This window comes from Alloiococcus otitis ATCC 51267, assembly GCF_000315445.1.
Lineage (GTDB): Bacteria > Bacillota > Bacilli > Lactobacillales > Carnobacteriaceae_A > Alloiococcus > Alloiococcus otitis.
Genome location: NZ_JH992959.1, coordinates 142,917 through 168,732 on the forward strand (window position 1 = coordinate 142,917; position 25,816 = coordinate 168,732).

27 protein-coding genes and 1 other RNA gene are annotated in these 25,816 nt (G+C 47.0%); 4 read left to right on the forward strand and 24 right to left on the reverse strand.

Annotated features, from left to right (window positions below):
- Positions 1–57: 57 nt before the first annotated feature.
- Positions 58–1,416, reverse strand: a complete 1,359-nt coding sequence (gorA, locus tag HMPREF9698_RS05450) for a glutathione-disulfide reductase (protein ID WP_003778112.1) — start codon at positions 1,414–1,416, stop codon at positions 58–60.
- Between the two features lie 169 nt (positions 1,417–1,585).
- On the opposite strand from gorA, the gene HMPREF9698_RS05455 reads away from it, so the two are divergent.
- Positions 1,586–2,149, forward strand: a complete 564-nt coding sequence (locus tag HMPREF9698_RS05455) for a chromate transporter (RefSeq protein WP_003778114.1) — start codon at positions 1,586–1,588, stop codon at positions 2,147–2,149.
- Positions 2,146–2,709: a chromate transporter gene (locus HMPREF9698_RS05460; RefSeq protein WP_003778116.1), complete on the forward strand. Its 564-nt coding sequence runs from the start codon at positions 2,146–2,148 to the stop codon at positions 2,707–2,709. The genes HMPREF9698_RS05455 and HMPREF9698_RS05460 overlap by 4 nt, the downstream gene beginning before the upstream one ends.
- Positions 2,710–2,920: 211 nt before the next feature.
- On the opposite strand, the gene HMPREF9698_RS05465 is transcribed toward HMPREF9698_RS05460, so the two are convergent.
- The 6 genes from HMPREF9698_RS05465 to HMPREF9698_RS05490 form a co-directional block, all read right to left on the reverse strand.
- Complete coding sequence (locus HMPREF9698_RS05465) at positions 2,921–3,988, reverse strand: RnfABCDGE type electron transport complex subunit D (protein WP_003778118.1); 1,068 nt, start codon at positions 3,986–3,988, stop codon at positions 2,921–2,923.
- Between the two features lies 1 nt (position 3,989).
- A complete protein-coding gene (rsxC, locus tag HMPREF9698_RS05470; protein WP_003778119.1) occupies positions 3,990–5,324 on the reverse strand; it encodes an electron transport complex subunit RsxC in 1,335 nt (444 codons plus the stop codon).
- Positions 5,325–5,705: 381 nt separating this feature from the next.
- Positions 5,706–6,812, reverse strand: coding sequence for an RnfABCDGE type electron transport complex subunit D (locus tag HMPREF9698_RS05475; protein ID WP_003778121.1), 1,107 nt, complete (start codon positions 6,810–6,812; stop codon positions 5,706–5,708).
- Between the two features lie 2 nt (positions 6,813–6,814).
- Positions 6,815–8,143, reverse strand: coding sequence for an electron transport complex subunit RsxC (rsxC, locus tag HMPREF9698_RS05480; protein WP_003778123.1), 1,329 nt, complete (start codon positions 8,141–8,143; stop codon positions 6,815–6,817).
- A 220-nt stretch (positions 8,144–8,363) separates the two neighbouring features.
- On the reverse strand, positions 8,364–10,166 hold the full coding sequence (gene pepF / locus HMPREF9698_RS05485; protein ID WP_003778125.1) for an oligoendopeptidase F: 1,803 nt from the start codon (positions 10,164–10,166) through the stop codon (positions 8,364–8,366).
- A 10-nt stretch (positions 10,167–10,176) separates the two neighbouring features.
- Positions 10,177–11,103, reverse strand: coding sequence for an NAD(P)-dependent oxidoreductase (locus tag HMPREF9698_RS05490; RefSeq protein WP_051011797.1), 927 nt, complete (start codon positions 11,101–11,103; stop codon positions 10,177–10,179).
- A 230-nt stretch (positions 11,104–11,333) separates the two neighbouring features.
- Here HMPREF9698_RS05490 and HMPREF9698_RS05495 point away from each other — a divergent pair, with 230 nt between their 5' ends.
- The gene (locus tag HMPREF9698_RS05495; protein WP_003778129.1) at positions 11,334–11,807 is read left to right on the forward strand and encodes a hypothetical protein; all 474 of its coding nucleotides are present in this window, start codon (positions 11,334–11,336) and stop codon (positions 11,805–11,807) included.
- Positions 11,808–11,942: 135 nt separating this feature from the next.
- On the opposite strand, the gene HMPREF9698_RS05500 is transcribed toward HMPREF9698_RS05495, so the two are convergent.
- The 12 genes from HMPREF9698_RS05500 to ffs form a co-directional block, all read right to left on the reverse strand.
- Complete coding sequence (locus HMPREF9698_RS05500; RefSeq protein ID WP_003778130.1) at positions 11,943–12,641, reverse strand: hypothetical protein; 699 nt, start codon at positions 12,639–12,641, stop codon at positions 11,943–11,945.
- Between the two features lie 18 nt (positions 12,642–12,659).
- Positions 12,660–13,535 (reverse strand): 16S rRNA (cytidine(1402)-2'-O)-methyltransferase, encoded by an 876-nt coding sequence (gene rsmI, locus HMPREF9698_RS05505; RefSeq protein ID WP_040292662.1) that lies wholly within the window; start codon positions 13,533–13,535, stop codon positions 12,660–12,662.
- A 39-nt stretch (positions 13,536–13,574) separates the two neighbouring features.
- The gene (locus HMPREF9698_RS05510) at positions 13,575–13,886 is read right to left on the reverse strand and encodes a GIY-YIG nuclease family protein (RefSeq protein ID WP_003778135.1); all 312 of its coding nucleotides are present in this window, start codon (positions 13,884–13,886) and stop codon (positions 13,575–13,577) included.
- The gene (locus HMPREF9698_RS05515) at positions 13,879–14,634 is read right to left on the reverse strand and encodes a tRNA1(Val) (adenine(37)-N6)-methyltransferase (protein ID WP_003778137.1); all 756 of its coding nucleotides are present in this window, start codon (positions 14,632–14,634) and stop codon (positions 13,879–13,881) included. Before HMPREF9698_RS05515 ends, HMPREF9698_RS05510 begins: the two co-directional genes overlap by 8 nt.
- A gap of 119 nt (positions 14,635–14,753) precedes the next feature.
- Positions 14,754–15,140 (reverse strand): DNA replication initiation control protein YabA, encoded by a 387-nt coding sequence (locus HMPREF9698_RS05520; protein ID WP_003778139.1) that lies wholly within the window; start codon positions 15,138–15,140, stop codon positions 14,754–14,756.
- 107 nt (positions 15,141–15,247) lie between these two features.
- Positions 15,248–16,237, reverse strand: a complete 990-nt coding sequence (holB, locus tag HMPREF9698_RS05525) for a DNA polymerase III subunit delta' (protein WP_003778140.1) — start codon at positions 16,235–16,237, stop codon at positions 15,248–15,250.
- Between the two features lie 26 nt (positions 16,238–16,263).
- Positions 16,264–16,593 carry a cyclic-di-AMP receptor gene (locus tag HMPREF9698_RS05530; RefSeq protein ID WP_003778143.1) on the reverse strand — a complete coding sequence of 110 codons (330 nt, stop codon included), beginning with the start codon at positions 16,591–16,593 and terminating at the stop codon, positions 16,264–16,266.
- A gap of 47 nt (positions 16,594–16,640) precedes the next feature.
- A complete protein-coding gene (gene tmk / locus HMPREF9698_RS05535; protein WP_003778144.1) occupies positions 16,641–17,285 on the reverse strand; it encodes a dTMP kinase in 645 nt (214 codons plus the stop codon).
- 16 nt (positions 17,286–17,301) lie between these two features.
- Entirely contained in the window at positions 17,302–17,898 is a 597-nt protein-coding gene (gene recR, locus HMPREF9698_RS05540) for a recombination mediator RecR (RefSeq protein WP_040292664.1), read from the reverse strand.
- Positions 17,899–18,013: 115 nt separating this feature from the next.
- Positions 18,014–18,334, reverse strand: a complete 321-nt coding sequence (locus HMPREF9698_RS05545) for a YbaB/EbfC family nucleoid-associated protein (protein WP_003778148.1) — start codon at positions 18,332–18,334, stop codon at positions 18,014–18,016.
- Positions 18,335–18,348: 14 nt separating this feature from the next.
- Entirely contained in the window at positions 18,349–20,121 is a 1,773-nt protein-coding gene (dnaX, locus tag HMPREF9698_RS05550) for a DNA polymerase III subunit gamma/tau (protein WP_003778150.1), read from the reverse strand.
- Between the two features lie 187 nt (positions 20,122–20,308).
- Positions 20,309–20,400: signal recognition particle sRNA small type (gene ffs / locus HMPREF9698_RS08670), an RNA gene on the reverse strand.
- Between the two features lie 316 nt (positions 20,401–20,716).
- Here ffs and HMPREF9698_RS05555 point away from each other — a divergent pair.
- Positions 20,717–21,475 (forward strand): hypothetical protein, encoded by a 759-nt coding sequence (locus HMPREF9698_RS05555; RefSeq protein WP_003778153.1) that lies wholly within the window; start codon positions 20,717–20,719, stop codon positions 21,473–21,475.
- 175 nt (positions 21,476–21,650) lie between these two features.
- Here the strand turns inward: HMPREF9698_RS05555 and HMPREF9698_RS05560 are convergent, their stop codons facing one another.
- From HMPREF9698_RS05560 to HMPREF9698_RS05580, 5 genes are all read right to left on the reverse strand, one after another.
- Positions 21,651–22,952, reverse strand: coding sequence for an ABC transporter permease (locus HMPREF9698_RS05560; protein ID WP_003778155.1), 1,302 nt, complete (start codon positions 22,950–22,952; stop codon positions 21,651–21,653).
- Entirely contained in the window at positions 22,949–23,845 is an 897-nt protein-coding gene (locus HMPREF9698_RS05565) for an ABC transporter ATP-binding protein (protein ID WP_003778158.1), read from the reverse strand. The genes HMPREF9698_RS05560 and HMPREF9698_RS05565 overlap by 4 nt, the downstream gene beginning before the upstream one ends.
- A gap of 64 nt (positions 23,846–23,909) precedes the next feature.
- The gene (gene tadA, locus HMPREF9698_RS05570) at positions 23,910–24,401 is read right to left on the reverse strand and encodes a tRNA adenosine(34) deaminase TadA (protein WP_003778159.1); all 492 of its coding nucleotides are present in this window, start codon (positions 24,399–24,401) and stop codon (positions 23,910–23,912) included.
- 39 nt (positions 24,402–24,440) lie between these two features.
- A complete protein-coding gene (locus HMPREF9698_RS05575) occupies positions 24,441–25,283 on the reverse strand; it encodes an aldo/keto reductase (RefSeq protein ID WP_003778161.1) in 843 nt (280 codons plus the stop codon).
- Between the two features lie 154 nt (positions 25,284–25,437).
- Positions 25,438–25,758: a hypothetical protein gene (locus tag HMPREF9698_RS05580; protein ID WP_003778163.1), complete on the reverse strand. Its 321-nt coding sequence runs from the start codon at positions 25,756–25,758 to the stop codon at positions 25,438–25,440.
- Positions 25,759–25,816 lie beyond the last annotated feature (58 nt).

Here is a 25,816-nt window from a genome sequence, read left to right on the forward strand (position 1 = left end):
AATCGGAAGATCCTGTATGGGATCTTCCGATTTTTCTTTATCCTAGCCCTTTTAAACTTAGCGCATGGTTACAAATTCTTCAGCTGAAGTTGGGTGGATGGCAACAGTATCATCAAGGTCTGCTTTGCTTGCCCCCATCCGGATAGCTACCGCAAAGCCCTGGAGAAGTTCATCCATCCCTTCGCCAACCCCGTGGAGGCCGACTACTTTCTCTTCTGGACCTGCAACTACTAACTTCATCCAAGCCTTTTGCCGGTGGTCGGCCAGTTGGGAGTGCATGGCATTAAAGCCATTGGTGTAGCACTTAACCTGGTCCTTGCCATAATGGTCGATGGCCTGGGCTTCGGTCAATCCAACTGTCCCAATCGGTGGGTGGGTAAAGACAACCGTTGGAATATTGACATAGTCCAAGTGACGGTCAGGCATATGATTATAGAGCCGGTCGGACAACCGTCTTCCTGCGGCAATAGCAACAGGAGTTAATTGGATAGCCCCGGTCACATCCCCGATGGAATAGATGTGGTCATCAGTAGTTTCCTGGTACTTGTCCACCTTGACATGACCTTTTTTGTCAAGTTCTACCTGGGTGTTTTCGAGGCCAAGATTTTCCGTATTGGGTTGGCGACCGGTGGCCCAGATGAGGGTGTCAGTTTCGTGGCTGGACCCATCATTAAAGTGGAGAAGCAAGGACCCATCGTCTTGTTTTTCTACTTCCTTGATCTCCTTATTGCCGTGAACTTGCAGGCCGTCAGCCTTGATGATTTCCGTATATTTTTCCCGGATAAAGTCATCGAACTTGGTTAAGGGAAGGTCTCTGCGGAAGAAAAGGTGGGAATCTGACCCCAGGGAATGCAAGAGGCCGTGAAGTTCCACCCCAACATAGCCAGCTCCATAGATAGCCACCCGGTCTGGCAGGTCGGTCAGGTTAAAAAAGCCGTCTGAGTCAATACCGTATTCACTACCCGGTATGTCTAATTTTTCAGGCCGGCCACCAGTCGCAATTAAGATCCGGTCCCCGGTGTAGGTTTGACCATCCACATCCAGGGTCTGGCTGTCAATAAAACGAGCAGTCCCGGTGATGTGGTCAACCGAGTTACTGTCTAGTCCATTTTGGTAGGACTGGTGGAGACGGTCAATATATTCTTCACGATTTTTGACCAATTCAGCAAAGTTCAAGGACTTGTCTTGGATCGAAATCCCATAGCCTGGACCATAAGCATCCAAACCGTGGTAAGTCTTAGCTGCATACCACATAACTTTTTTAGGGACACAGCCACGGTTGACGCAGGTTCCCCCTAACTGGTTGCGTTCAATTAAGGCAACCTTGGCCCCCCGTTCAGCTGCCCGGTTTGCAGAAGCAATCCCGCCACTGCCACCGCCAATTACAAGGTAATCATAATGGTTTGTATCAGTCATAATGTCGCTCCTTTTACTATTTTCTTATTCAATTTATCATGTATGGGGTAAATGTCAATCCATTTAACCTAGACACCATGCCTCACAAGGTTAGGTCCTAGCTGAGGTTTTGCTTTATCATAAAAGTTCCGCTATACTACAAGCAAATAACTTAGAAAAGAGAGAAGCCATGCTTGATGCAAAAGAATATTGGATTTTGTTCAAATCAACCTTTACCCTCAGTGCTTTTAGCTTCGGGGGAGGCTATAGTATTGTTCCCTTGATGCAAGAACAGTTTGTTGACAAACTTCACTGGATTGATGAAGATGAAATGCTGGACCTGGTTGCCCTGGGTCAATCCGCTCCTGGTCCCATTGCTGTCAATACTGCTATTTTGATCGGCTACCAAAAGGATGGGGTCTTAGGAGCCTTGCTTTCAACTTTGGGAACAGTCCTCCCACCTCTAATTATCATGACTTTGGTCTCCTATATCTATTTTTTTATCCGAGACAATGCCTTAATCAATAATATCCTGATGGGCATGGCCGGTGGGATTGCAGCCATTATCGTCAATGCTGTTTACAATATGGCCAAACAAATAGTCGTCCGGCGCAATCTTGTTCAAATTATTGTGATGGTCCTGGCCTTGGTGGCTGCCGTTATTTTCCAGATTAATATCATTTATATATTAATTCTAGCCGCAAGTGTAGGCCTAATCACCAGCCTGGTCAAGGGCAAAGGAGGTCAGGCATGATCTACTGGCAACTTTTCATCACCTTTATGAAAATTGGGGCCTTGAGCTTCGGTGGCGGTTTAGCCGTCTTGCCTTTAATCGAAGAAGAACTGGTCCAAAACTTGTCCTGGCTCAGCCTGGAGGAATTTGTCGATGTCCTGACCTTGTCTGAAATGACCCCGGGACCCATTGCCATTAATGCTGCAACTGCAGCTGGCAATAATGTGGCTGGGGTGACAGGGGGCATTGTAGCCACTATTGGGGTCGTCCTCCCCTCCCTCTTGATTGTTATGGTGCTGGCTTATATCTACTTTAAATACCGCAATCTTTCCCTCTTCCAGGGAGCGATTGCAGGACTCCGGCCAGCGGTAGTAGCCTTGATTGCCTCTGCTGGTGTCACCATTTTCATGACCGCCCTCTTCAATACTTCTTCATTTGACGTGAACTTAGCCGACCTCAACCTCATTAACTTGGCTATCTTCTTTTTAGCCCTCTATGGCTTGCGAAAAATCAAACTGACCACCATCCAAACCATTATTTTGTCTGGCCTGGTCGGTGGTATCCTCTTCTCCATTTTGTAGACGACTACAATTTATAAATGAGTCGGTCGACTTTCTTGACGGTTCCATTATCAAAATAATCGAACTTGACCCAGAACCGAATCAAAATTTTATCAATAGTGTTAGCTTGTCCTTCAAAAGCCCAGCATCTCACCCTTTAAATCCAGCAGCCAAAGCAAAAAAGCCCTGAACCCAGCCTAACAGCCAGGTTCAGGGCTTCTACTATTTAGTTTTATTTATCTAAAGAATCTTTTTGACGGTCAAAGACCACATTCGGTCGTTGGTTGTGACCATAGATTTTTGGCATAAATGCTCGGTCAATAAAGGGTGCACAGATGTTCATAATAATAACAGAAATACCGACTGCACCTGGGAAACCGACTGCTATCCGGAGTATGACTGTCAAGGCACCGGCACAGAAGGCAAAGATCGACTTCCCTTCTGGTGTTAAACAGCCTGAACTGTAGTCCGTTACCATGTATGTAGCAACAAAGAGGAAGGTACCAGACAAGACGTGGGTCAAGCTGAAGAATGGGTCAAAGTTACCCCAGAAGGTTGCCACTAAGAAGCCACCTAGGATAAAGAGGAGGGGGACTTTAGGGTTGATAACCCGTCTGACGATCAGGTAGATCATCCCAATTAAGATAGCCAGCTTGGAAGTCTCACCAATGTTCCCACCAACGTCAATCCCTAAGAAGAGGTCCCACAAGTCGGGTATTTGGCTGGAAATTTCAGTTGCCCCCCGGTTCAAGTATTCCAATGGGGTAGCAGTTGCCACCGCATCTACACCAAAGCCACCATATGGACCAGAGAAAAATCCATTGGGTAAAATCCAGTTGGCAAAGGCTGGTTGGAATAAAATCTTGGCAACAACCCGGGCAGTCAGGGCTGGGTTTAAGTAGTTACGGCCCAAGCCACCAGGTCCAAAGCCAAAGTTCCAATGCTTGACAATTAAAACGGCTATCAAGGCCGCTACAGCAACGACCCACAAGGGGGAAGAAACTGGGAAGGACAAGCCCACCAAAAGACCGGTAACGAAAACACTGCGGTCATAAAGGGTGACCTTCTTGTCAGAAAATTTCTGGTAGCCGTACTCTGCCAAGGCAGCCACGGCAACCGCTACAGCGATTTGAACAAAGACCCACCAGCCAAAGAAGTAGGCTGCTGCGATAATGGGTGGGACAAGGGCAATCATTACGTCAGTCATAATGTCCCGGGACCGACGCTTACGCCGGATGTGGGGGGAGGGAGAGGATTGGAGTTGCTTTTGAACTTCTTCAATACTAATTGACTGCGACATGTTATTCCTCCTCTTCTTTTTTGGCATTAATGGCAGCTTTTGCGCCACGGATATTGTCAAGGAGTGGGATGTTGGATGGGCAGATGAAGGAACAGTTACCACATTCGATACAGTCCATAGCTCCAAGTTTCTCAGCTTTATCAATCTCACCGCGTTCGAAGGCTTCCGAGATCAAAATTGGTTGCAGGCTGACTGGGCAAACGTTGAGACACTCAGCACACATAATACAGTCTTCCCGTTCTTCGACTTCAGCTTCTTCCTTGGTTAAGATGGTTAAAGCAGTCATCCCTTTGGGAACTGGAACGCCTAAGTCGGTGATAACTTTCCCCATCATAGGACCACCAGATAAAATTTTACCCGGGTAGTCAATGAAGCCGCCACAGTCATCAATGATGGAGTCCATTGGGGTTCCAATTTTGACTTTTAAGTTTTTGGGTTCTTTAAGAGGGGCCCCAGCTACAGAAATAACCCGTTCAGTGAGGGGTTCACCTAACTCACAAGCCCGGTAAATCGCCCGACAAGTAGACACGTTGAGCAAGATAATATGTTTGTCTGCTGGCAATTCATCTGGTTTCACTTCCCGACCAGTGAGGTTTTGGATCAAGTTTTTCTCAGAACCTTGTGGGTACATGTGGGGTAGGGTGCGGACAGTAACCTCATTCATGTGGCTGGTTTCATTTTTCAAGACTTCAATAGCGTCTTTTTTATTGTCTTCAATCCCAATATAAGTTTTGGTCAGTCCTGGATATAATCTAGAGATAATTTCTAGTCCCTTAACCACTTCCTGGGCATAGTCTAACATAACACGGTGGTCTGAAGTTGAGAAGGGTTCACATTCAGCCCCGTTGAGGATAATGGTATCAATGGTGGTTCCTTCTGGTGGGTCGAGCTTGACAGCTGTTGGGAAAGTTGCCCCACCCATCCCAACGATACCAGCCTTCCGTACGGTATCTAAGATCTCATCATTGGACAATTGATGGGAACGACCGGGTTCGATAATGGGATCCGCCTGGGTATACTTGTAGTCATTTTTGATAATGATACTTTTAACAGTCCCACCACCATCAGAAGGTCGGTCTTCAATGCCAACGACCTCACCGGAGACACTAGAGTAAACGTGGGCTGAGACAAAGCCGCCTTCTTCTGCGATCATTTGCCCTGCTTTGACTTCATCGCCAACTTCTACAACTGGTTCTGCTGGAGCCCCAATGTGCATTGCGATGGGGTAAACCATTAATTTAGGAACACTAGCATCAACAATTTCCTTGTGCTCCGTGTACTGTTTATTACCATCAGGGTGTGATCCCTTTTCTTTATGCATAAAAGAAAACGCCATGATAATTCCTTCCTTCCGCTTGTTCTTCGCTTAACAATCGCACCTGTAGCTCGCTACAAGGCCAATATTATTTATGTAAATAATACCTTTAGCTAGAGTATACATTATTCTCATTCTTAATTAAAGGCTAAAGTTTAGCATTTTCACTTTTATTTTCAGCAAAAATGACTGGATTTTTTATCTGTTTATAATCATTATAAATTAGCTTTTCTTATAAGTCCAAACCTAACAAGTAAACGTGCCATATTTTAGGAAAAACTAAATATGTAAGATCTTAAACAAGATAAAAACCTACCAGAATATCAAAAAAAGGCAACTTGACCAGGATGTGGTCTTGTCAAGTTGCCTAATGCAGTGAGATTGTTCTCACTTAATAAAATTTTATCTTTCTGCTAATGGATCTACTTTTTTAAAGGGTTCTCGGTCATTGTAGCCCATACCCAAAAAGGGACGGTCGGTATGACCGTATACCTTGTTGAAGGCTAACCGGTCCACATATGGAATGACGGCATTCATGGTTACTATGGCCAAGCCCACACCTTCTGGGGCAAAGCCCTGGGTCCTAAACAAGCCCACCAGAAGTCCAGCCCCAATGGGAAAGACAATTTGACCAATTCGGGTCAGGCCAGCTGTTGGGTAATCGGTCACCATAAAGACCCCTGCAAAGACTAGGGACCCACTCAGTAAGTGGTAGGTCATAAATTCCAAGTCCATGACTCCATAAAAATACATAAAGAGTCCCACAGTCGCGATGAATAAAACAGGCTTATACCAAACAATGACCCGTCTTAGGATCAGATAAACCATAGCAATCAAGATCACCAGGGTGGACGTTTCCCCCATGGCGCCGCCCCAACCACCAGTATTGCCAATAAAAAGGTCCCACAAAGGAGGTGCGCCGGAAAAGTCGCCCCCGCCACGGAAATTAAAGATCAGGGGAGTTACCGTGGTATAGGCATCTGGCCCTAAGTTAGGGACATAGGCTTGGAGGGAAGCCGTCGAAACCTGGTCCAAGGATAGGCCAAAGAAATCATTTAGCCAGCCGACAAATTGGAAGTTAAAAAACCAAGGGAATAGTAAGTGGATGACCCTGGCTGTCACTGCTGGATTAAAGCGGTTGGACCCCATCCCACCAGGGATCAGCTTGATTAAGATAGCCAAGAGGGCTACAAGGCCAGTAGTGGCGTAGAGGGTCCCATTGGGCATGGACAAGGCTACTAAGATCCCAGTGATAACTGCCGACAGGTCACGAATGGTCGACCGCTTGCGAACGGCCCGCTCATAGACCCACTCCACTAAAACGGTCACTGCCACAGCAATAGCCACATGGATTAAAACAGTCGGTCCAAATAGGATAGCCCCTGCTAAAGTCGGTAGCATTAGGGCCAGGATAACTTGCAGCATTTGCCACTGGCTATCCCAGCCTTCAAAGATATGAGGCGATTGATCCGTTACTAAGTCATAATCTGCTAGTCTAGTCTTAGCCATTTTTATCCCTCTCTTTCCCGGATGGTCACTTTGGCCTTACGGATATTTTCTAAGAGAGGGATGTGGGATGGGCAGATATAAGAGCAGTTACCACATTCAATACAGTCCAAGGCCCCTAATTCCTGGGCTGCCTGGATATCCCCTCTTTCATATGCATTGCTGATTAAAATAGGTTGTAAACCGACTGGGCAAACATTCAGGCACTCAGCACACCGGATACAATCCATCCGGTTCCGCTGGTCGACTTCATCAGCCGCCAGGAAGGTTACATGGGTTGTCCCTTTGGAAATCGGAATGCCCCCGTCATTAATAGCTTGACCCATCATCGGGCCACCTAAGATAACCTTGCGTGGGGCTTGGTCAAAACCGCCACACTGGTCGATCAAGTCATCCACCGGTGTCCCAATCCGGACTAGTAGGTTTTTTGGTTCTTTAATGGGACTTCCGGTTACGGTAACCACCCTTTCAGTTAAGGGCTTGCCCAGCCGGACAGCCTGGTAGATGGCCACCAGGGTCCCAACATTTGAGACCAGGCAACCCACATCTTTAGGTAGGCCACCTGATGGGACTTGAAGTCCCTTGCAGACTTCAATCAATTTCCGTTCAGCCCCTTGGGGATACTGGGTTGGCAGTAGTTTCACCTGACATTTACTATAGCCAGTCTGGGCTATTTGCTTTTCTAAGACTTGGCTAGCTTGAGCCATATCCTTCTCCAAGGCAATAGTGATGGTTTTGACTTCAAAAACCTGGTCAAGCAAGCGGATCCCTTCCAGGATTTGCTCGCTCTTTTCGAGGATAGTCCGGTAGTCAGATGTAGCATAGGGCTCACACTCGGCCCCATTGACAATCAAGTGGTTGATTTTTTCGCCCTCGTCTTGGATCAATTTAACTGCCGTCGGAAACTCGGCACCCCCCATTCCGGCGATACCAGCCTGGCGGATTAAGTCTATAATTGTTTCTGGGTCAAGGTCCTCCCCAAAACCAGTTAGGGCTGGGGCCTGGTCATCTTGATAATCATTTTTGACAATGACACATTCTAACTGGCGGCCGTTGAGCATACGGTTTTCGACCGAAACAACTTGACCGGAGACCGATGAAAGAATGTTGGCTGACACATGACCCTGGGCTTGGCCCAAAAGACTGCCAATCTTAACCGAATCACCGACCTTAACAACTGGCTTAGCTGCTTGGCCAATATGCATGGTCATTGGAAAGACTAAAATCCCTGGTGCCTGGGCCTTTGTGATAGCCTGGTCTATGCTTCTATCCCTGTTGCCTTCTAAAAAGGTCCCCCCATGATAACCCTTTAAAACAAATCGACTCTCAGCCATACCCAAATCCTCCTTTATTATAGTCATTCTCAATAGTCTTATAATTTTAAGGAAAACGCTTATAAATTCTACTTATAATATACCGAAAAAAATCTTAGCTTGTAAAGGTTTATTCCCAAATTCCTCTGCTTTTTAGGCGAAAAGTTGAAACCAGGGCTTAAACTGGTGAAAACCAAGCAAAAAGAGTTGGCCAAGTTGCCAACTCTTTCCTGACTTTAAACTATTCGATTTCCTGGCTTAAAGCAATCATCCGGTCCACTGCTTGGTCTAAGTAATGGATGGTGTCCGCCAGTGGTTTTTCAGTGTCGAGGTCAACGCCAGCTACCTTACCCGCTTCGATCGGTTTTTTAGTCCCACCGAGCTTCAAGAAGTCTAGCCAGGCCGAAACATCAATGTCGCCTTCTTTGATTTTCAAGAAGGCCTGGGTAGCTAAGGTGAGTCCTGCTGAATAGGTGTAAGGGTATAGACCCATGTAATAGTGGACTTGCCGCATCCAGGTTAATTCTGCTCCTGGTTCAATTTCCACAGCATCGCCCCAGAAGTCTTCTAAGACCTGTCTTTTAATTTGACTTAACTTGTCAGCATCAAAGCCCTTGCCTTGGTCAATTAACCGGTAGACTTCCCTTTGGTAGGCCGCTTCCAAGAGATGGGTGACAAAGTTGTGGTAGTAGGTCTTGGAGATCATTTTGGAGATAATGGACCGCTCTGCTCTTGGACTAGTTGCCTCCTTGCGCAAGTAGTCTGACAGGAGCAATTCATTAAAGGTGGACGGTGCCTCAATTAAGTAAGTGGAAGGTCTAAAGGCGGTCTGGACTTGGTTTTGGGCTGCCAAGTAACCCTGTCCAGCATGGCCCAATTCGTGGATAAGGGTGTAAGCATCACTTAAGATACCTGACCAGGACAACATAATGTAGGGGTGGGAGGCATAGGCTTGAGAGCAAAAGGCCCCGGACCGCTTACCAATATTGGAGGCAAAGTCAATCCACCGGTCTTCATAAGCCTGGTCCATAATAGCTACATAGTCTTGTCCTAAGACTTGGGTTGCTTGCTTAATCAAGTCCCTGGACTCGCCCAAGGTTAAGCGTTCGGTGTAATCCGGATCCAAGTCCATCTTCAAGTCGGCATAGGTTATCTTGTCCAGGCCGTTGACTTCCTTAACATGGCTAATGTATTTGCGCATGACAGGGGCAAAGTCCTCCATCAACATGTCGATTTGCCGGTGGTAGAGGTCTAAACCCACATCTTGGTCCTCTAAGAGGTAGTCAAAGACTGAGTCAAAGCCACGGAGGTTTGCCATAATCTTGTCTCTTAAGACATGGTTGTAGTAGTTAGTGGCAACCGTATTTTTATACTGGCCTAAGACCTTATTAAACTGGTCATAGGACTTCCGTCTAACTTCTTGGGATTCATCGTAGGCATAAACTTCCTCATAGGAGACAAAGTTTAGGGGGTATTCCCGACCTTGGGCTAGGAAGGAGCCATAATCTGCATCAGCAGACCGGGCCTGTTCATAGATTTCCTCAAAAGAATTTAAAACAGGACTTAAGCTGGCCAGGGTCTCTTCTACTTTCGGGTGGAGTTGGTGTCGTTTTAGTTTAATGATATTCTCCACAAAGGTTTGGTAGTTGGGGTCCAAGTCTGCCACTTTTCTTAAAACTTGGTCATCCAAGAGGGTCAACTCTGAATTGTAAAAACTCAGTTTGGTCGACACTTGGGCAACAATGGAAGAGGTTTTTTGAGACCGGTCCTTGGCTAGGCTGTCGGTGATGTCAACAGATACAGGTAAGTAAGAGTATTGGTGGATGTCTTGCAAGCGGGCTAGGATGGCCTCTAAGTCTTTAACTGAAGTTAGCACATCTTCTGGGTCTTTTAGCTTGCCTTGGTATTTTTGGACAAATTGGTCAACGTCCTTGACGAGGTCTTCCAAGGCCAAGTCAAAATCTGCTTCCGTTTGAAATAATGAAGTAAGATCCCACTTCAGACCAGGGTCTACTTCAGATCTTTTGAATAATTTATCTGACATAACGATCTCCTTAATATTCTTTTTGGTAGTCAATTTTGTTGAGGGCTACATCCTGCTGGTTGATATAAGAGGACAAGTTTGCTTCAATAATAGGGAACAAATGAGCATTGTAGTCAGCCATTTCGCCAGCAATATGGGGGGTGATGAGGACATTATCCATCTCCCATAGGGGACTGGTTTCCGGTAAAGGCTCTTCTTCAAAAACATCCAAGCCGCAAAAGGCGATTTTCCCCTCATTTAAAGCTGCCACCAAGTCTTCTGTGACCACACTGGGCCCCCGCCCCACATTGATAAAGACTGACTGGTCCTTAAAGGCCTGGAAGCACTCAGCATTGTAAAGGCCCCTTGTTTGGTCGGTTAAGGGCAGGATATTGACCACTATATCTGCCTGGCCTAAGACCGAATCCATTTGATCTGACGGATAAATGGCGTCAACCGGTGCATCCGTTGTCCCCGACTGGTTCACACCGACCACTTTTAAGCCAAATGCCTGGGCAATGTCAGCCACTTTTTGGCCAATATTGCCTAGGCCGATCACAGCCAAAGTCTTCCCCTTCAGTTCAAAGAGGTCGACATCCTCTTGGCCCCAATACTTGTGTGCTTGATAGTGGCGAGATTGGAAAACTTGGCGTGCGTAGCCCAAAATCATGGCAAACACGGTCTCCGTAATAGCTTGAGCATGCATGCCGGAAGCAGACGTTAAGATAATTCCCTGGTCTGCTAATAAGTCCAAGGGCAGGTAGTCGACCCCAGCGGACTTGGCTTGGATCCACTTGATTGAATGGTCACCCCGGGCAATAATATCTTCCAGGTCCGAATCCCAGCCCAAGACAATCTCAACCTGAGAAAAGTCGGCCTCTTCCAAGGACTGGATTAGGTCATAGTCCTGGGCTAGGTCCTGGATCCTGTCTAGGTAGGCCTTATCATAATCAACCAATACTAAAATTTGCTTAGTCAGCTTTAAAACCTCCTTTTTTATATTATGACATATTGTCATATTTTTTGCTATTGCTTAAGATCCTCGAAATCATTTTCCACCTAAAGTTAAAGGGGACAGATCCTGTATCCTCCCTATTGGCTCAACTGGCCCAAAGCCTGGCTTATCGCTTGCTGAGAATTATTTTTTTGGTAGAATAAAAGTTACAAAGAATAATGGAGGTTATGCGTATGTCAGAAGACAAAGACCAGTTAGAACCAAGAGGCAGCCAGCCCAAACACCAGACCCAAGCCCATGAAAAAGGCCAGCATAAGTGGCAAGTTTACGATATCCTATACTTAATCTCTGGCATTGTGGGCATTATTGCCCCCTTTCTACCCTTTGCCCAAGTCTCTGCTTTTGGTTTTTCCGAGTCCACAAACCTAATGGTCGCTAACGGCAATATTGGAGACGGCATTTTTTACATCATCTTATTTATTATCGGACTTGTCCTCTTCTTTTTTAAGAAAAAACTGGGCATGCTGATCGTTGCAGTCTTAACAACCCTTTTAGGAGTAATCACTTTCGGTCTGTATCTCTACAACATGAGCCAAGTTGGACAGATAAGTAATTTAGTTAGCCTACAAATTGGCGCCTACCTCCTACTCCTATCCATCATCGTTTTCTTGGTTTCTGCCTTCTTGTCCTATAAAAACCGAGTTTAACCTACTTAAACCAAGCTTGAGCCGGCCCCCCGTTATGGTGGCCGGCTTTTTTGCGTAAAGACCCCTCTAAAACCCAAGCCTGCTAAACAAAAACCACCCTGCCAGATGGCCTGGCTAGGGTGGTTTTTTGATTTTTTATTCGACGGCTTGGTAGACTCCTGTAATGAAGTCAAAGGCCTCGATTTCCCCGCTTTCAAGGTTGCGACGGAAAAGAGCCACCAAGTTGGTATGGTCTTGGCCCGGCATGTTTTCTCGAACTTCTACCTGCAACCACTGGCCATCTTCTTCTAAGTGGGTTAAGTAGAGGTAGTTGTCGGTATTACCGTCCAGGTAGGGCTGGACGGCTTCAATGGACTGGTCAGCCTGGTCTTGGCTGACGTCTTCTTGTCCGTCTGGGTTAGGGTCTGCTTCAGCTTGGTTGTTTTGGCTTGCTGGCTTGCTTTGACCAGCCTGGCTGGATGAAGCCGACTGACCTGAATTTTTGCCTTGACCAGGTTGGTTAGAAGTAGAGGCAACTTGGTCACCACTTCCTGACTGGGATTCTTGATCCTGGTCGTCTCCAGCTTGGGCTTGGTCATCTCCTCCGCCATCCTGACTGTCTTGGCCGTCACTTGAGTCTGGGTCAGACTCTTTTTGGTCAGAGTCCTCTTGACCAGTGTCTTCTTGGTCTCCAGACTGGTCCTCATTAGACTGGTCGTCCGCGGAGTTTTGACTTGCTTCTTGGCTCTCCTCTTCTACAACCGGGTCTTCAGCTTCCGGTGCTTTGGCTTGGTCATCGTTAAAGCAAGCAGTTAATAAAAAGGGCACAGTCAATAGGTATAAGTACTTTTTCATCAAATGGCCTCCTTAGGGTCAGTCTAGGTCGTGGTAGGCAGCGTAAACCTGCCGCTTGGAAATCTGGCGGATCTTGGCTACCTCTTTAATAGCAGCCTTGCTGGATAAGTCTTGGTCTGCCATGATCTTGGCCACATGGTCTTCAAGGGAATAAGCCTGCCAGTCTTGTTGATCCTGGCTTTGTGGATTGTCATTACCTGCTACTATTATAACAAATTCTCCCCGCAATGGGACGGTTTCCAGGTAATTTAATATTTCTTTTAGCTCTCCCCGAATAAATTCTTCGTACTCCTTGGTCAACTCCCGGCCTATAACCAGGTAACGGTCGGGACCAAAGACCTGGTTCATGGCCTTGAGACATTTTTTGAGCCGGTGGGGAGACTCATAAAAGACCAGGGTCTCCCTTTTGTTCACCAGGTCTTGTAAACAATCTTTCATCTGCGACTTACCCCTGGGCAAAAAGCCATGGAAGTAAAAGGGTTGGGGCGGGATACCGGAAGCAATTAAGGCAGTCAGCCCGGCATTGGCCCCCGGCAAGGGGATCACCGATATGCCTTGGTCAAGGGCGGCTTGAACCAATTCCATGCCTGGGTCGCTGATGGAAGGCATACCGGCATCTGAGACTTGGGCAATGGACTGGCCAGATTGGAGGATGTCCACCAATTCAGCCAGCCTGGATTGGGTATTGTGTTCGTGGAAGCTGATCTTTTTGGTGTCAATGCCAAAATGGTTGAGCAACTTTTGGGTATGCCGGGTATCTTCAGCTGCAATGAAGTCCACCGACTTCAGGGTTGCTACCGCCCGGAAGGTCATGTCGTCTAAGTTACCAATAGGGGTGGGAACGAGGTAGAGCTGGCCGGCATGGTCATCTGGTCCCTTAAAACTTCTTTGGATTTTAACTTCTGCTTGGTCTTGACTGGGCTTGGCCACGCCTTATTCCTCCTCATCTCTGATAACGCTCTTCCGCCTTCTGTCAAAGGGAATCCTTACCCCTTTTTGACCTAAAAATGCTTCCTTTTTAGGCCGGGTTAATTGCTTAAAGGCATACTCTGCCTGCATAGCTAAACTCTTAGAAGGATAGGTCTGGGCAAAAAGGAGCTTGACCGGTCGCCTAGACTGGGGTCTGGTATACTTGGCCCCCACACCAGCACTATGCTGACTCAGGCGGCGGCTTAAGTTTGTAGTATAGCCCCCATACAAGCTGTCATCCTTGCATAAGAGGACATAAAAATAGCTTTTAACCATTTCCCTTTAACACCTGGATCATTTGGTCGGTATACTTGCTTTTGTCGTCCATAATATAAAAAGGTGGATCCAGCTGAAAGCCGGCTTTGGAACCTTGCTTAATCAGTTTCACTAAAAAGAACTTAGAAGGTCTATTGAACTTCGGATAAACCAGTTGGACTTGCTTGGGGACTAGGCTATAAGTCAAAGACTGGTCGATCAATTCGACGAGTCGGTCCGTCCTATAAACCAGGTAGGCAAGACCCTTGTTCTTCAAGAGCCGGGACACCGCCTCAAGCAAGCTGGCCAGGTCTAAGGTTACCTCATGCCGGGCCTGGGCATAGGCTGCCAGCTTATTTTGCCTGGTCTTGCTTGACTGAAAGTAAGGCGGATTACAGGTCAGGCAGTCCACGCTTCCGGCCGGGACTTGCTGGCTGTAATCCACCAGGTCAGCTTGAAGGAAGTCAACCTGGTCACTTAAGCCATTTAAACTGGCTGACCGCCTGGCCATGTCAACCAGTTTTTCCTGGATCTCAACCCCTACCAGCTTGGCGGAAGTTTGGTCAGCTAATAGGAGGGTAACGGCACCGTTACCCGCACAAAGGTCTAAGAGCTTGGCATGTCTAGACTTGGGCAGCTTTGCAAAGTGGGCTAGGAGGATGGCGTCAACGGAATAGGAGAAAGTCTTTTTGCTTTGGATAATCTGACGCCGGCTGGGATACAAGAGGTCCACCCGCTCGCCAGCTTTTAATGAATTGTCACTTGCCACCTAAGCTCCTCCTAGCCCTGCACTGCTTACCCCCTGACTATTTGCTTTGTCTAGCGGGGACTAGCTTGTTGGTGAGACCAGGCAAGCTAAGAGCCGGTTAGGGTAGGGTCCACCTTGCCTTAGTCTTGTTTTTGGTCTCGGTCACCGTAGATAACTTCCAGGCAAAAGGCACAAGGGGAGTCTCCTTCCCGGCGCTTGCCAAAGAAGAGGTTGCAGACATGGAAGCCATCTTCATAAATATTTTCCAAGTTTAGCCGGGACTTGGTTAAACCAGATGGGTTGTTGGGGTCTGCCGGTGGAACTTGGTCTGGCACCTGGCTGTCAGGGCTTTTTTGGCTCAATTCCGAATCCAGTCGGTCCCTCAGGTATTGGTTTTCCATCCGGAGGGTGTGGTTTTCTTGGGTCATTTCGGATACTTCTTCTTTAATACCAGCTAATTGGTCAGCCAAGTCCTTGGCCTGGTTCTCTAAATTGAGGATGGTATCATATAGGCCTTTTTTATCCATAAGTCACCACTCTCTTAACTCCTTGTTCAATCTTGGTGCAAGCCTGAAGCCAATCCAGTTTCCTTGCCTTAGCCCTTGCTTGACAGCCTCCAGCAAGCTTAAAACGCTTAACCGATACTTTCCTGCAAGTCCAAGGTCAAGCCTTCTAAAACAGCCTGACTCGCCACATTGTGGTCCACTTCTCTTTTAGCTTGCAGGGTAGCTTGCATGGCATAAGACACTTGCTTGATCGAAAGCCGGTCCATAAAGTAGCGGAGGTCACTTTCATGACCTACAAAGCAGGCCGGACTATCTAGGTGGTAGTGCAGGTGGATCAGGTCTTGGAAGAGGTATAGGATTAGGTCACAAACCATTTGGCAGTCATCCCGGTCTTGGATATAGACCATTAAGTCTCTTTGGACTAGGATAAAGGCTAAATCGTTTCGGTTCACCAGATAGCTAAACCACTGCCAAATTTTTTGGCTGACTGACAGCAAGTCGTCTTCCTCAATGAGGGACTTAGCCAAGTCCAAGTCTTGGGTAAGGTGGCTAGCCAAGTGAGCCTCTTCTTGGGACAAACCGGCCTCCACTAAGTCCATAATCCGAGTCTTTAAATCCTGCTTGGCAAACTGGATAACCTGGCAGCGGGAAACAATAGTCGGCAAAAGATTTTGCCGGCTAGCAACCAACAAGAAAATCGTTACATCCCCAGCTGGGTCTTCCAGGAATTTAAGCAGGCTGTTGGCGGCACTAGGGGTCATTTTATCAGCCTGGTTAAGGATAATCATTTTCTTTTGACTCTCCACTCCAGACTTGCTTAGGGCATCCTTGACCTGTCGTACCCGGTCTACCCTGATCGACCGCCCCTTGCCCTCAGGGGCTATCTCTATCACATCAGGGTGTTGACCCTGGTCAATGCGCAAGCAGGTGGGGCAAACTTGGCAAGGCTGGCCCTGGTCTTGGTTAGGGCAGAACCGTCTCTTGGCAATATACCGGCTCATCTCCAACTTGCCGACTCCGGACAAGCCTTCAAAAAGATAGGCATGCTTGAGGGCATGGTTGGCCAGGATTCGGTCGAAAAGTTGGTAGACTCCTGCTTGTTTTTCTGCTAAGTCCATCTTATCCCACCTTGTGGTTGACTCGGTTAAAACTGTTCAAACTGGTCAATTGGGAGGACGAAGACTGTCGCCCCGCCCACTTCAACATCGATTGGGAAAGACAGGTCCGATTCTAGGGTAAAGTCATAAGAAGGCGGGTTGACCATTTTTTGTTCCCTTGTTGAACAATTTTCTTGGATGATATTTAAGACAAAATCAATGCGGTCGTTATCTGCACCCACAATAAATGTTGTGTTCCCTGCCCGTAAAAAACCACCAGTCGATGATAATTTGGTAGCCCGGACACCATTTTCTACAAATTGGTCTGATAAACGTTTACTGTCCTGGTTTTGGACAATGGCTACGACAAGTTTCATTTTGCTTCCTCCTCATGATGGGACTATACTGCTAGTTTAAGTTTAACTTAATTTCTTAATTCTGCAAGTCGTTCCCTTACTGCCTGCCAAGCTAAGTCGGCCACCTGGTTAAGCTCTTGGCTAGCATCAATAACAATAAAGCGGTTGGGGTCACGGGCAATTAGACTATGATAGCCCTGGCGGACCCGGTTATGGAAGTGAATATCTTCCAACTCCAAGCGGTCCCTGACCCCTCGGCCATTTTTTGAGGCAATCCGGTTGAGTCCCGCCTGGGCATCTATGTCCAAATAGAGGGTAAGGTCAGGCATAAACGACTGGATGGCAAAATGGTTAATGGACCAAACCACCTCCAGCCCCAACTGGCGTCCTGCTCCCTGATAGGCCAAGGAAGAGTCCACATAGCGGTCCGATACAACCACCGCTCCGGCCTCCAACTTGGGCAGGATAGTTTCGACCAGGTGCTGACGGCGGGAAGCGGCCATGAGGAGCGCCTCTGTCTTGGGGTCCATTTCCTGGTGGCTGGTGTCTAAGATCAGTTGGCGTATGTCTTCCGCCAATGGACTGCCACCCGGTTCCCGGGTCTGGATAACCTCTCTATTGAGGTAGGCCCTGATCTTGGGCACAAGCACTTGAGTCAAGCTGGACTTGCCCGACCCATCTGGCCCCTCTAGGCTAATAAAAATCCCTGGCATCTTATCCTCCTAACTTCTACATCTCTCGTCTGCCTTCAACCGCCTTGAGCAAGGTGATTTCATCAGCGTATTCAATATCACTACCGACCGACAGTCCATGGGCTAGCCGGGTCACCTTGATGCCAGAAGGTTTGATCAAGCGAGACAGGTACATGGCGGTTGCCTCCCCTTCAGCTGTGGCATTAGTGGCGATAATGACTTCTTCAACTTCATTTTCCTGGAGACGTTTAATCAAATCAGCAATATTAATGTCTTCCGGACCCGTCCCTTCCACCGGGGACAAGATGCCGTGGAGGACATGGTAAAGCCCTTTGTATTCAGACATTTTTTCCATGGAAAGGACATCCCGGGCCTGCTCGACCACTAAAATAGTGGACTGGTCCCGGCTGTCATCACTACAAATACTGCAGGGATCCTCTTCGGTCATATTGCCACAAATGGAGCAGTAGGTCAGGTCACGCTGGACGCTAATCAAGGCCTTGGCAAAGTCAGTCACGTCCTCTTCCCGCATCTTGACGGTGTAAAAGGCCAAGCGCGCTGCGGTTTTCTCACCGATTCCGGGTAGTTTCATATAACTGTCCATCAAGCGGGCAATGGGTTGGGGGTACTGCATCAAGTCACCTTCTCTATCAACTTTCCTTAAACGTTGAAAATCAGAGTGGTTCACCACTCTGATACTTCCTAACTTGCCTTCATAATAACTTCTCTATAGCCAGTCAAAAGTCTAACTAAAAGCCTGGTAAACCGCCTAGTCCTTTGGTGTACTTGCCCATGACACGTTCAGTTTCTTGGTCTACCTTGTCCAAGGCATCGTTCATGGCTAGCTGGACTAAGTCCTCAATGATTTCCTTGTCCTCTGGGTCCACAATCTCTTCTTTAATGGTCACAGCTTGGACCTTCTTTTCTCCATTTAAGGTAACTTGGACCAAGTCATTGTTAGCTGAACCAGTAAATTGGCTTTCGTTCAACTTAGTCTGAGCCTCTTCCATCTCCTTTTGCATCTTCTTCATCTTCTTCATCATACCTTGCATATTTCCCATTCCACGCATATAGTATAAACTCCTTAATCTTTGATTGTAATATTGTCTTTACCGAAAAGTTCCACAGCCTTGTTAAGGGCCTGGTTGTCTTCTTGACCAGGGTCATCATCTTGGTCATCGCCGTTGGCTTGGCCATCTTTGGAACTGCCATCTTCTTTTTTCATCTGTTTGATAAAATCTCGGCGGATAGTCGGCCACTTATCTTCAGGCACACAGACCAGTCTTGGACGGCGGCCGATAATTTTTTCGATGTAATTGCCGATAGCCGTTTGCAAGGTCTCATCAGACTCTGCTCTCTCACATAGAATATCATATTCAAAGGTCACCACCAAACCCTCTGGACTAGCAGCAACTGGTTTGGAATTGTTCAAGATAGCCTTTTGACTAATGGTCAGTACATTGATCAAGTCTGGCCAGAGGTCTTGGAGGTCGTCCAAATCCTTACGAGTCGCCTGGTCCAGGATAGAGTAAACGGCTTTCCGGTTAACCTTGAAGCCTTGCTGGTGGCGGTGGGGTCTAGACTTACCAGGGCCAGATTGCTTGGAGCCAGCTTTTGACTTGGCTCTTTGCTTAGGACCTTGTTTGGCTCCTGCTTGTAAGTTTTGAATACTTTGCTGGAGGGACTTAACCTGGTCTTTAAGTTGGACAATCTCTTCTTTATTGTCCTGGTCCACCATATTGACTTGACTGGCCTGGATGGTCTGGACGGCGGATGAAGGCTGGCTGAGCTTGACAGTAGCTATTTCCAAATAAACTTCACCGTGGTTACTTAAACGGAGGTCATCCTGGGTTTGGTTAAGGACATCAATAATATGGTAGGCCATCTCCTTGTCCAAGTCTCTTGCCAGGTCTTTAAACTGGTCGTCTAACCGAGCCAATTTAGGAACAAAATTATCGCCTTGGCTGGTTTGGTAAAGCAAGAGGTCCCGGGTTATCATAATAGCGTCTTCCACAAACCGGCTAGGGTCCTTGCCTTCCCCTAAAACTTCTTGCAAGAGCTTGAGTCCTTCTTCCGTCTGGCCTTGGCTAATAACCTGCAAGTATTCAAGCAAGAGGGACTGGGTAATGCTCCCCGTAATCTGGAGGGCGACTTCTTCCGTTAACTCATCTGTCATAAAGCTTAAGGCCTGGTCCAGCATGCTTAAGGCATCCCTCATCCCACCTTCAGCTGCATTAGCTAGGTTTAGGACGGCTTCTTTGCTGTAGGCCACCTGGTCTGCTTCTAAGATATAAATTAAGCGGTCAATAATGTCCTGGTTGTCAATCCGCTTAAAATCAAAACGTTGGGTCCGGGAGATAATGGTAGCGGGAATTTTGTGGGGTTCGGTCGTTGCTAAGATAAAGACTACATTGGCTGGTGGCTCTTCCAGAGTTTTCAAGAGGGCATTAAAGGCCCCAGAGGATAACATGTGGACCTCATCGATAATATAGACCTTGTAAACGGCCGAAGTTGGGGCATAATTGGCCTTTTCTCTAATATCGCGAATCTCTTCCACCCCATTATTGCTGGCCGCATCGATTTCGATGACATCGCCTAGACTACCCTGGGTGATCTCCTGGCAAATCTGGCATTCATTGCAAGGCTCCCCGTCATCCGAGTAGGGGCAGTTAATTGCCTTGGCAAATATTTTTGCCACACTGGTCTTGCCCGTCCCCCGGGGTCCAGTAAATAGGTAGGCATGACTGGTATTATCATTTTTTATGGCATTCTTTAGGGTCTTGGTGACCACATGTTGGCCGGATACATCTGCAAAGCTTTGTGGCCGCCATACCCGGTATAAGGCCTGGTGGGTCATAGCTCTCCCCTCCTAAAACATCGTCACTTTATTATATAAGAAATTCTTTCTTAATTATAGCCTGAGCCACAAGAAAATCTGTGCCCAAGATTGACCAAATATTGGATAAAGTAAAGAGCCAGCAGGTCCACTTCCCACTGACTCTCTACACTATGAATATAAATAATTGCTTTAAAAGCACTATGTAATATGTACGCATGACACATAACGGAGCAATACTTAGTGCTGCTTCTTTCCAGACCTGACACGGTTCATATGTCCGCTATTGTCCTGCGCTAACTACATAGTAACATAGCCCCGAAAAAAAGACTAGGAAAATTCGCAAATAATTCCAAATAAATTCTGGTATTTTCTTTTTACTTGGTCGGCTAACTTGGCTTGTCCTGGCTGGTGCCAGTTACGACAAGGCCTATCCTTGTGATTGTGAAATATTTCATATTTAAATAAGGGACGGCTTGAAAATGGCTTAATGTAAGCTTTATAGCAAGGCGATTAGCTGAAAACACTTACTTGAAAATTTACGTGAATTTGTGTTGACTTCACAAAATAAGGGCGTATAATCGGTCTCGTCAGTGATAAGAAAGAAGGTATCGGAATGCACTATACTAACGCTATTGTAGTTGTTGGTTTTACATTTATTCACTATTTTTCGAAATTTTTCCATTTAAATAAACATTCTTTGATTGCTAAATTTTCCTCTCTTGTCGGTGGGGTTTCCATTGCCTATGTCTTCTTCCACCTTTTGCCAAGCTTAATCCACTACCAAGCCGATATTTCGACTGCCTACAACCTATCGGCTACTGGTGCCTTCCAACTTTTATTTGCCACCATCTTACTTGGCTTAATTGTTTTTTACTTCTTGGAAGTGGCCATGGAGTCTAGTCGTTTAACCATGACTATCAGACGTATTAACAACCAGGACATGTCTGATGCTAGTTTTGAAGAAGCCCACCAACGTGTCTTTTGGGCCCACATGACACCCTATGCTATCTACAATATTATCATCGGTATCCTCCTAGCAGACCAAAGTTTTGAATCCACCGCCACTGCCTTGATCTACCTCCTAATTATTGGCTTGCACTTGTTTACTAACGATTGGGTTTTACGCCACCACTTCACCCAGCTCTATGACAAGTTCGGCCGTGGGATTATCACCTTCACTGTTTTACTTGGTTGGACCATTGGCTTTGCCTTCCACATCAATCACATCTTTATCGCCCTATTAGAAGCCTTTGTAGCAGGCGGAATTATCCTCAACGCTATCAAAGATGAACTACCTGAATGCAAGGGAAGCAACTTCCCACTTTTCTTAATGGGAACTGCAGCTTATTCCCTCTTCTTAATTTTTATTTAAGGCAACAACCATTTCCTTCCTTGGTTAAATCAATCAAGGAAGGTTTTTTACTGGCCTAGGGAAGTTTCCCTAAAAAACCAGGCCCCACCTATCTCTTTAGGAGGAGCCTGGTTTTTATTTAACAAATCATCTTGGAGGGGGCAAATCCAACAGACAAAATAGCTTCTAGTGTTTTTTAACTATTTTTAGCCTTGCGGTTGCTCCGCATCAAGGACCAGGACCGCTTGATTTGTTGGATAAAGTTTTCAGAAGAGTAAACCAAGACATTGCTACGGTAAAAGACTAAAGATAGCCAGGTAAGGAGGATGAGGAAGACCATATTGCCCCCGATTGACAAGGCTAGCTCCAAGCCCCCTACCGTCCCCATGGCCATGCGGAAGGGCATAATGTGAGGCATGAGGAAGGGCAGGTGGGAGAGGACATTGACCAAAAGCCCATCTTCCAAGACCCCACTTTGGATGAAGAAGCCCAAGTAAAAACCAAAGAGGGCTAGGAAGACAAGGGGAACCATAACCTTGTTGGCATCCTCTGTCTTGGTAACCAAGGACCCAAGGAAGGCCGAAATAACAGTATAAGACAAGACCCCTAAAACGACGAAGAGGACTGACAAGGCTAGCACACCTTGAACACTTGCCAGGGACTGGCCAATAAATTGCAAGATGATGTCTAACACTTCGTTCTGGCGGAGGAAAAAGAAGCCTACTAGGGCTAAAAGGAAGTAGATGGCCAGGTGGACAAGGAGGGTAAAGGCTACGCCCAAAAGCTTGCCAAAAAAGTGTTGGCTTGCGGTGATACTGGAGAGGATAACTTCCATGACCCGGGACCCTTTTTCATTGGCGATCTCTTCACAGATCATACCACTATAAAAGAGAATGAAAAAGAAGGTCACTAGGTTGACCAAGACGGCCAAGACCATTTGCAGCTCTGAAGCGCTGAATAGCGCAGGAGCAGTGTCATCTTCAGCTAGGAAATACTGGTTATCTCCTATGTCAACCCCTTGTGTCAAGGCAGTCAAATCTTCTTGAGAAATGGCCAGCTCGGCTGCCCTTGCCTGGGCCTGACTTTGACTCAATTGACCTTCAAGGTAGGGGAGGGCATAAGACAAGTTGCCCTCATGGTAGAGGGTGGCTTCAACCTGGTCCCTTTGCCCGCTGATTTCTAAGATGCCGTCTATCTCGCCATCTTGATAGGCTTGCTTGGCCTGGTCTAGGTCGGGATAATCTTGGGTAAGCTTTAGGGAGGCCTCTTCTTGGCCTTCCCAGGTCTCATCCCCTAAGAGGTCACCTGGGCTAGTGACCAGGGCTATGGTGTCCACATTTTCTGCCCCCGTACCCGAATCAGTCGAACTCGATATAAAGTAAGAAATCAGACCAATAATCAGGGGAAAGACAATCGGCATGAAAACCATAATATAAAAAGACCAAGATTTTAAATTCTTTAACAGCGACTGCCAAGCAACGATTAGTATTTTGTTCATGACTTGCCACCTACCATTCCCTTAAAGATCTCTTCCAAACTTGGGGGCTGCTGGCTAAACTGGTAAATGTAGCCACCAGCCGTAGCCAGGTCAAAGACGGCCTTGCCTGCTTCTGGGTCAGTCAGGTAGACCAACTTCTTGTCCCCTTTTAAGTCTAGGACCCGGCTAACCCCTGCTAGGTCACTGAGGGCCTGGCTGGTAACCGGTGCTTCCAGGTAAACCTTGGTCCGACCAAATTTTTGCCGGATGGAATCCAAGCTCCCACCCAAAACACGTCTACCATCTTTAAGCATGACCGCAGAGTCGCAAAGTTGCTCCACATTGTTCATATTGTGGCTGGAGAAGATAATACAGGCCCCACGGTCAGCTGCCTCCTTAATGCTGTCTTCTAATAGACCAGCATTCACAGGGTCTAGGCCAGAAAAGGGCTCATCTAAGATAATCAGGTCGGGCTCATGGATCAGGGTGGTCATCAATTGAACTTTTTGCTGGTTACCCTTAGACAACTCCTTCACCTTGTCTGTCCGCTTGCCCTTGACTTCAAACCGGTCCATCCAGCGGTCAATCAGGGGTTCAATTTCTTTTTTCTTCTTCCCTTTTAACCTGGCAAAGTAGTAAACCTGGTCTTCAATGGTCCGCTTGGGGTAGAGTCCCCTCTCTTCAGGTAGGTAGCCAATATGGTTGTGGATCGACTTGTCAATGGCCTTCCCCTTCCACTTCACCGACCCCTTGTCGGGTATGAACAAGTCCAAAATCAAGCGAAAACTGGTGGTCTTCCCTGACCCGTTTTGGCCAATTAAGCCCATGATCTCGCCTTCTTTGATGGTAAAAGACAGCTGGTCTACTGCCACCACTTCCCCGAAAGTTTTCCTTAAATCCTTCACTTCTAACATGCTGTGTCCTCCGTTACTTGTTGAAATTTTTAGTCGCTTAATGCAAAACCTCCTTCCAGGACAGCTATTCTTGCTGACGGTCTTGCTTTTCTTTTTTCTTACGGGCCCTTAAGTCTTTAAAGAAACTTTGCAGGAGGTCTTGGCAGTCTTCTTGGAGGAGGCCTGGAATCACCTCTGTTTGGTGGTTGAGTCGGTCATCTTGCAATAAATTCATCAAGCTCCCCGCCGCCCCACTCTTGAGGTCATGAGGGCCATAATAAACCCGGCGGATCCGGGACTGGACAATGGCCCCAGAGCACATGGGGCAGGGCTCTAAGGTGACATAGAGGTCACAGTCTTCCAGCCGCCAATTGCCTAAAGTTTGGTTGGCCTGGCGGATAGCTAGCAACTCAGCATGGAGGGTGGCATCTTGAAACCCTTCCTTTTGATTGTGGCCCCGGCCGAGAACTGTGCCATCTTTGACTACCACAGCACCGATGGGAACTTCCCCCTTGTCTTTTGCAAGACTAGCTTCCTTGAGGGCTTCTTGCATCCATTTGGTCGAATCTTCCATCATTTCAATCCATCCTATTTCTACTGGCTATTCTTACATGACTTAGACATATTCTTCGTAAATATCTGGGTGCTGGTTTTCCACCCGGCCGGCCTCGCCTTGGTCTAAATTATTGAGGGCCTTGATATCATCAGGGTCCAATTTGAAGTCAAAAGAAGCCAAGTTGGCCCGAAGGTGGTCCTCTCGGTCAGCCCGGGGGTTGGACAAGATGCCAGCCTGGTAGTTCCAGTTTAAAATCACCTGGGCGGCTTGCTTGTCATACTTACGGGCCAGGTCTTTGACCCTTTGATTGTTTAAGACATCATTTAAGACCCCCCGGCCAAAAGGAGACCAGGCCTCCGTCACAATGCCTCGGTCCTGGTTGGCTTGGACAACTTCTAAGTTATTAAAGTAGGGATGGCGTTCAATTTGATTGCTAGCCGGGGTCACCCCAGTCTCTTTGATAAGTTTGTCCAGGTGGTCAGGCTGGAAGTTAGAGACTCCAATGGACTTGATTAAACCATCTTTTTGGGCATCAATTAAGGCCTGCCAGGCTTCCACATACAAATCTTGCATGGGGAGGGGCCAGTGGATTAAATACTTGTCAAAGTAGTCCAAGCCCATGCGGAAGAGGGATTCTTCAAGGTATTTAATGGCCTTGTCATACTGGTGGGCAGCCCCGGGTAGCTTGGCTGAGATAAAAATCTCTTCCCGAGCCAAGGGTGATTGGCGGATGGCCTGGCCCAGCATGCCTTCGTTGTAATAATTCGTAGAAGTGTCAAAGGCCCGGTAGCCAAGGTCCAAGGCCTTTTGGATAGTCCCTAGACCCTCTTTCCCTTGGATCCAAACCGTTCCCAAGGCCAAAGCTGGATAGCGGTTGCCATCATTAAAGCTAAAGTATTCCATTATCGATCATGATACCCCTTTCTTCAACTTGTCCTTATATTAGCATAAAAAAGACCTTAAAGGTAAATTCCCCCCTAAAAAAGCAAAACTTTACATAAATAAAACAGGCAAAGGCACGGCTACCTCTGCCTGTTTGACGATGTTCTTCTTGGCTTTACTTAACTGCCTTTTTTAGGAAGTTAACAGCATCACTGACTTTGTCCTCTAATTGGTCTTCTAGGTCATTCACACTGTCAAAGGTTGACAGGAGGTTATTGACACTAGAGTCATCCAACTTGTCAACAGCCTTCAAGACTTTATCGTTCCCGTCTAATTTAGTCCGGACAAGGTATTTGGCCCGTTGCCGGTTGACAAGGGCTTTTGATTTTTCTTGAACTTCTTCAGAAGACAAGAAGATAGCAAATACGCCTAGGCCGACTGCTGCAGCTGCTCCTAAACCAATTAAGATTCCTTTGTTATCCTCTAATTTTGACATATGAATCAGTCCTTTTTTATCTATTAAGGTTATTTTAACATAAATGGGGAGTCGGCGC

Excerpts from the sequence above, each read along its gene's own strand:
- gorA (WP_003778112.1), bottom strand. The coding sequence starts at position 1,416 with ATGACTGATACAAACCATTATGATTACCTTGTAATTGGCGGTGGCAGT.
- HMPREF9698_RS05455 (WP_003778114.1), top strand. The coding sequence starts at position 1,586 with ATGCTTGATGCAAAAGAATATTGGATTTTGTTCAAATCAACCTTTACC.
- HMPREF9698_RS05460 (WP_003778116.1), top strand. The coding sequence starts at position 2,146 with ATGATCTACTGGCAACTTTTCATCACCTTTATGAAAATTGGGGCCTTG.
- HMPREF9698_RS05465 (WP_003778118.1), bottom strand. The coding sequence starts at position 3,988 with ATGTCGCAGTCAATTAGTATTGAAGAAGTTCAAAAGCAACTCCAATCC.
- rsxC (WP_003778119.1), bottom strand. The coding sequence starts at position 5,324 with ATGGCGTTTTCTTTTATGCATAAAGAAAAGGGATCACACCCTGATGGT.
- HMPREF9698_RS05475 (WP_003778121.1), bottom strand. The coding sequence starts at position 6,812 with ATGGCTAAGACTAGACTAGCAGATTATGACTTAGTAACGGATCAATCG.
- rsxC (WP_003778123.1), bottom strand. The coding sequence starts at position 8,143 with ATGGCTGAGAGTCGATTTGTTTTAAAGGGTTATCATGGGGGGACCTTT.
- pepF (WP_003778125.1), bottom strand. The coding sequence starts at position 10,166 with ATGTCAGATAAATTATTCAAAAGATCTGAAGTAGACCCTGGTCTGAAG.
- HMPREF9698_RS05495 (WP_003778129.1), top strand. The coding sequence starts at position 11,334 with ATGTCAGAAGACAAAGACCAGTTAGAACCAAGAGGCAGCCAGCCCAAA.
- HMPREF9698_RS05500 (WP_003778130.1), bottom strand. The coding sequence starts at position 12,641 with ATGAAAAAGTACTTATACCTATTGACTGTGCCCTTTTTATTAACTGCT.
- HMPREF9698_RS05510 (WP_003778135.1), bottom strand. The coding sequence starts at position 13,886 with ATGGTTAAAAGCTATTTTTATGTCCTCTTATGCAAGGATGACAGCTTG.
- HMPREF9698_RS05520 (WP_003778139.1), bottom strand. The coding sequence starts at position 15,140 with ATGGATAAAAAAGGCCTATATGATACCATCCTCAATTTAGAGAACCAG.
- holB (WP_003778140.1), bottom strand. The coding sequence starts at position 16,237 with ATGGACTTAGCAGAAAAACAAGCAGGAGTCTACCAACTTTTCGACCGA.
- HMPREF9698_RS05530 (WP_003778143.1), bottom strand. The coding sequence starts at position 16,593 with ATGAAACTTGTCGTAGCCATTGTCCAAAACCAGGACAGTAAACGTTTA.
- tmk (WP_003778144.1), bottom strand. The coding sequence starts at position 17,285 with ATGCCAGGGATTTTTATTAGCCTAGAGGGGCCAGATGGGTCGGGCAAG.
- recR (WP_040292664.1), bottom strand. The coding sequence starts at position 17,898 with ATGCAGTACCCCCAACCCATTGCCCGCTTGATGGACAGTTATATGAAA.
- HMPREF9698_RS05545 (WP_003778148.1), bottom strand. The coding sequence starts at position 18,334 with ATGCGTGGAATGGGAAATATGCAAGGTATGATGAAGAAGATGAAGAAG.
- dnaX (WP_003778150.1), bottom strand. The coding sequence starts at position 20,121 with ATGACCCACCAGGCCTTATACCGGGTATGGCGGCCACAAAGCTTTGCA.
- HMPREF9698_RS05555 (WP_003778153.1), top strand. The coding sequence starts at position 20,717 with ATGCACTATACTAACGCTATTGTAGTTGTTGGTTTTACATTTATTCAC.
- HMPREF9698_RS05560 (WP_003778155.1), bottom strand. The coding sequence starts at position 22,952 with ATGAACAAAATACTAATCGTTGCTTGGCAGTCGCTGTTAAAGAATTTA.
- HMPREF9698_RS05565 (WP_003778158.1), bottom strand. The coding sequence starts at position 23,845 with ATGTTAGAAGTGAAGGATTTAAGGAAAACTTTCGGGGAAGTGGTGGCA.
- tadA (WP_003778159.1), bottom strand. The coding sequence starts at position 24,401 with ATGATGGAAGATTCGACCAAATGGATGCAAGAAGCCCTCAAGGAAGCT.
- HMPREF9698_RS05575 (WP_003778161.1), bottom strand. The coding sequence starts at position 25,283 with ATGGAATACTTTAGCTTTAATGATGGCAACCGCTATCCAGCTTTGGCC.
- HMPREF9698_RS05580 (WP_003778163.1), bottom strand. The coding sequence starts at position 25,758 with ATGTCAAAATTAGAGGATAACAAAGGAATCTTAATTGGTTTAGGAGCA.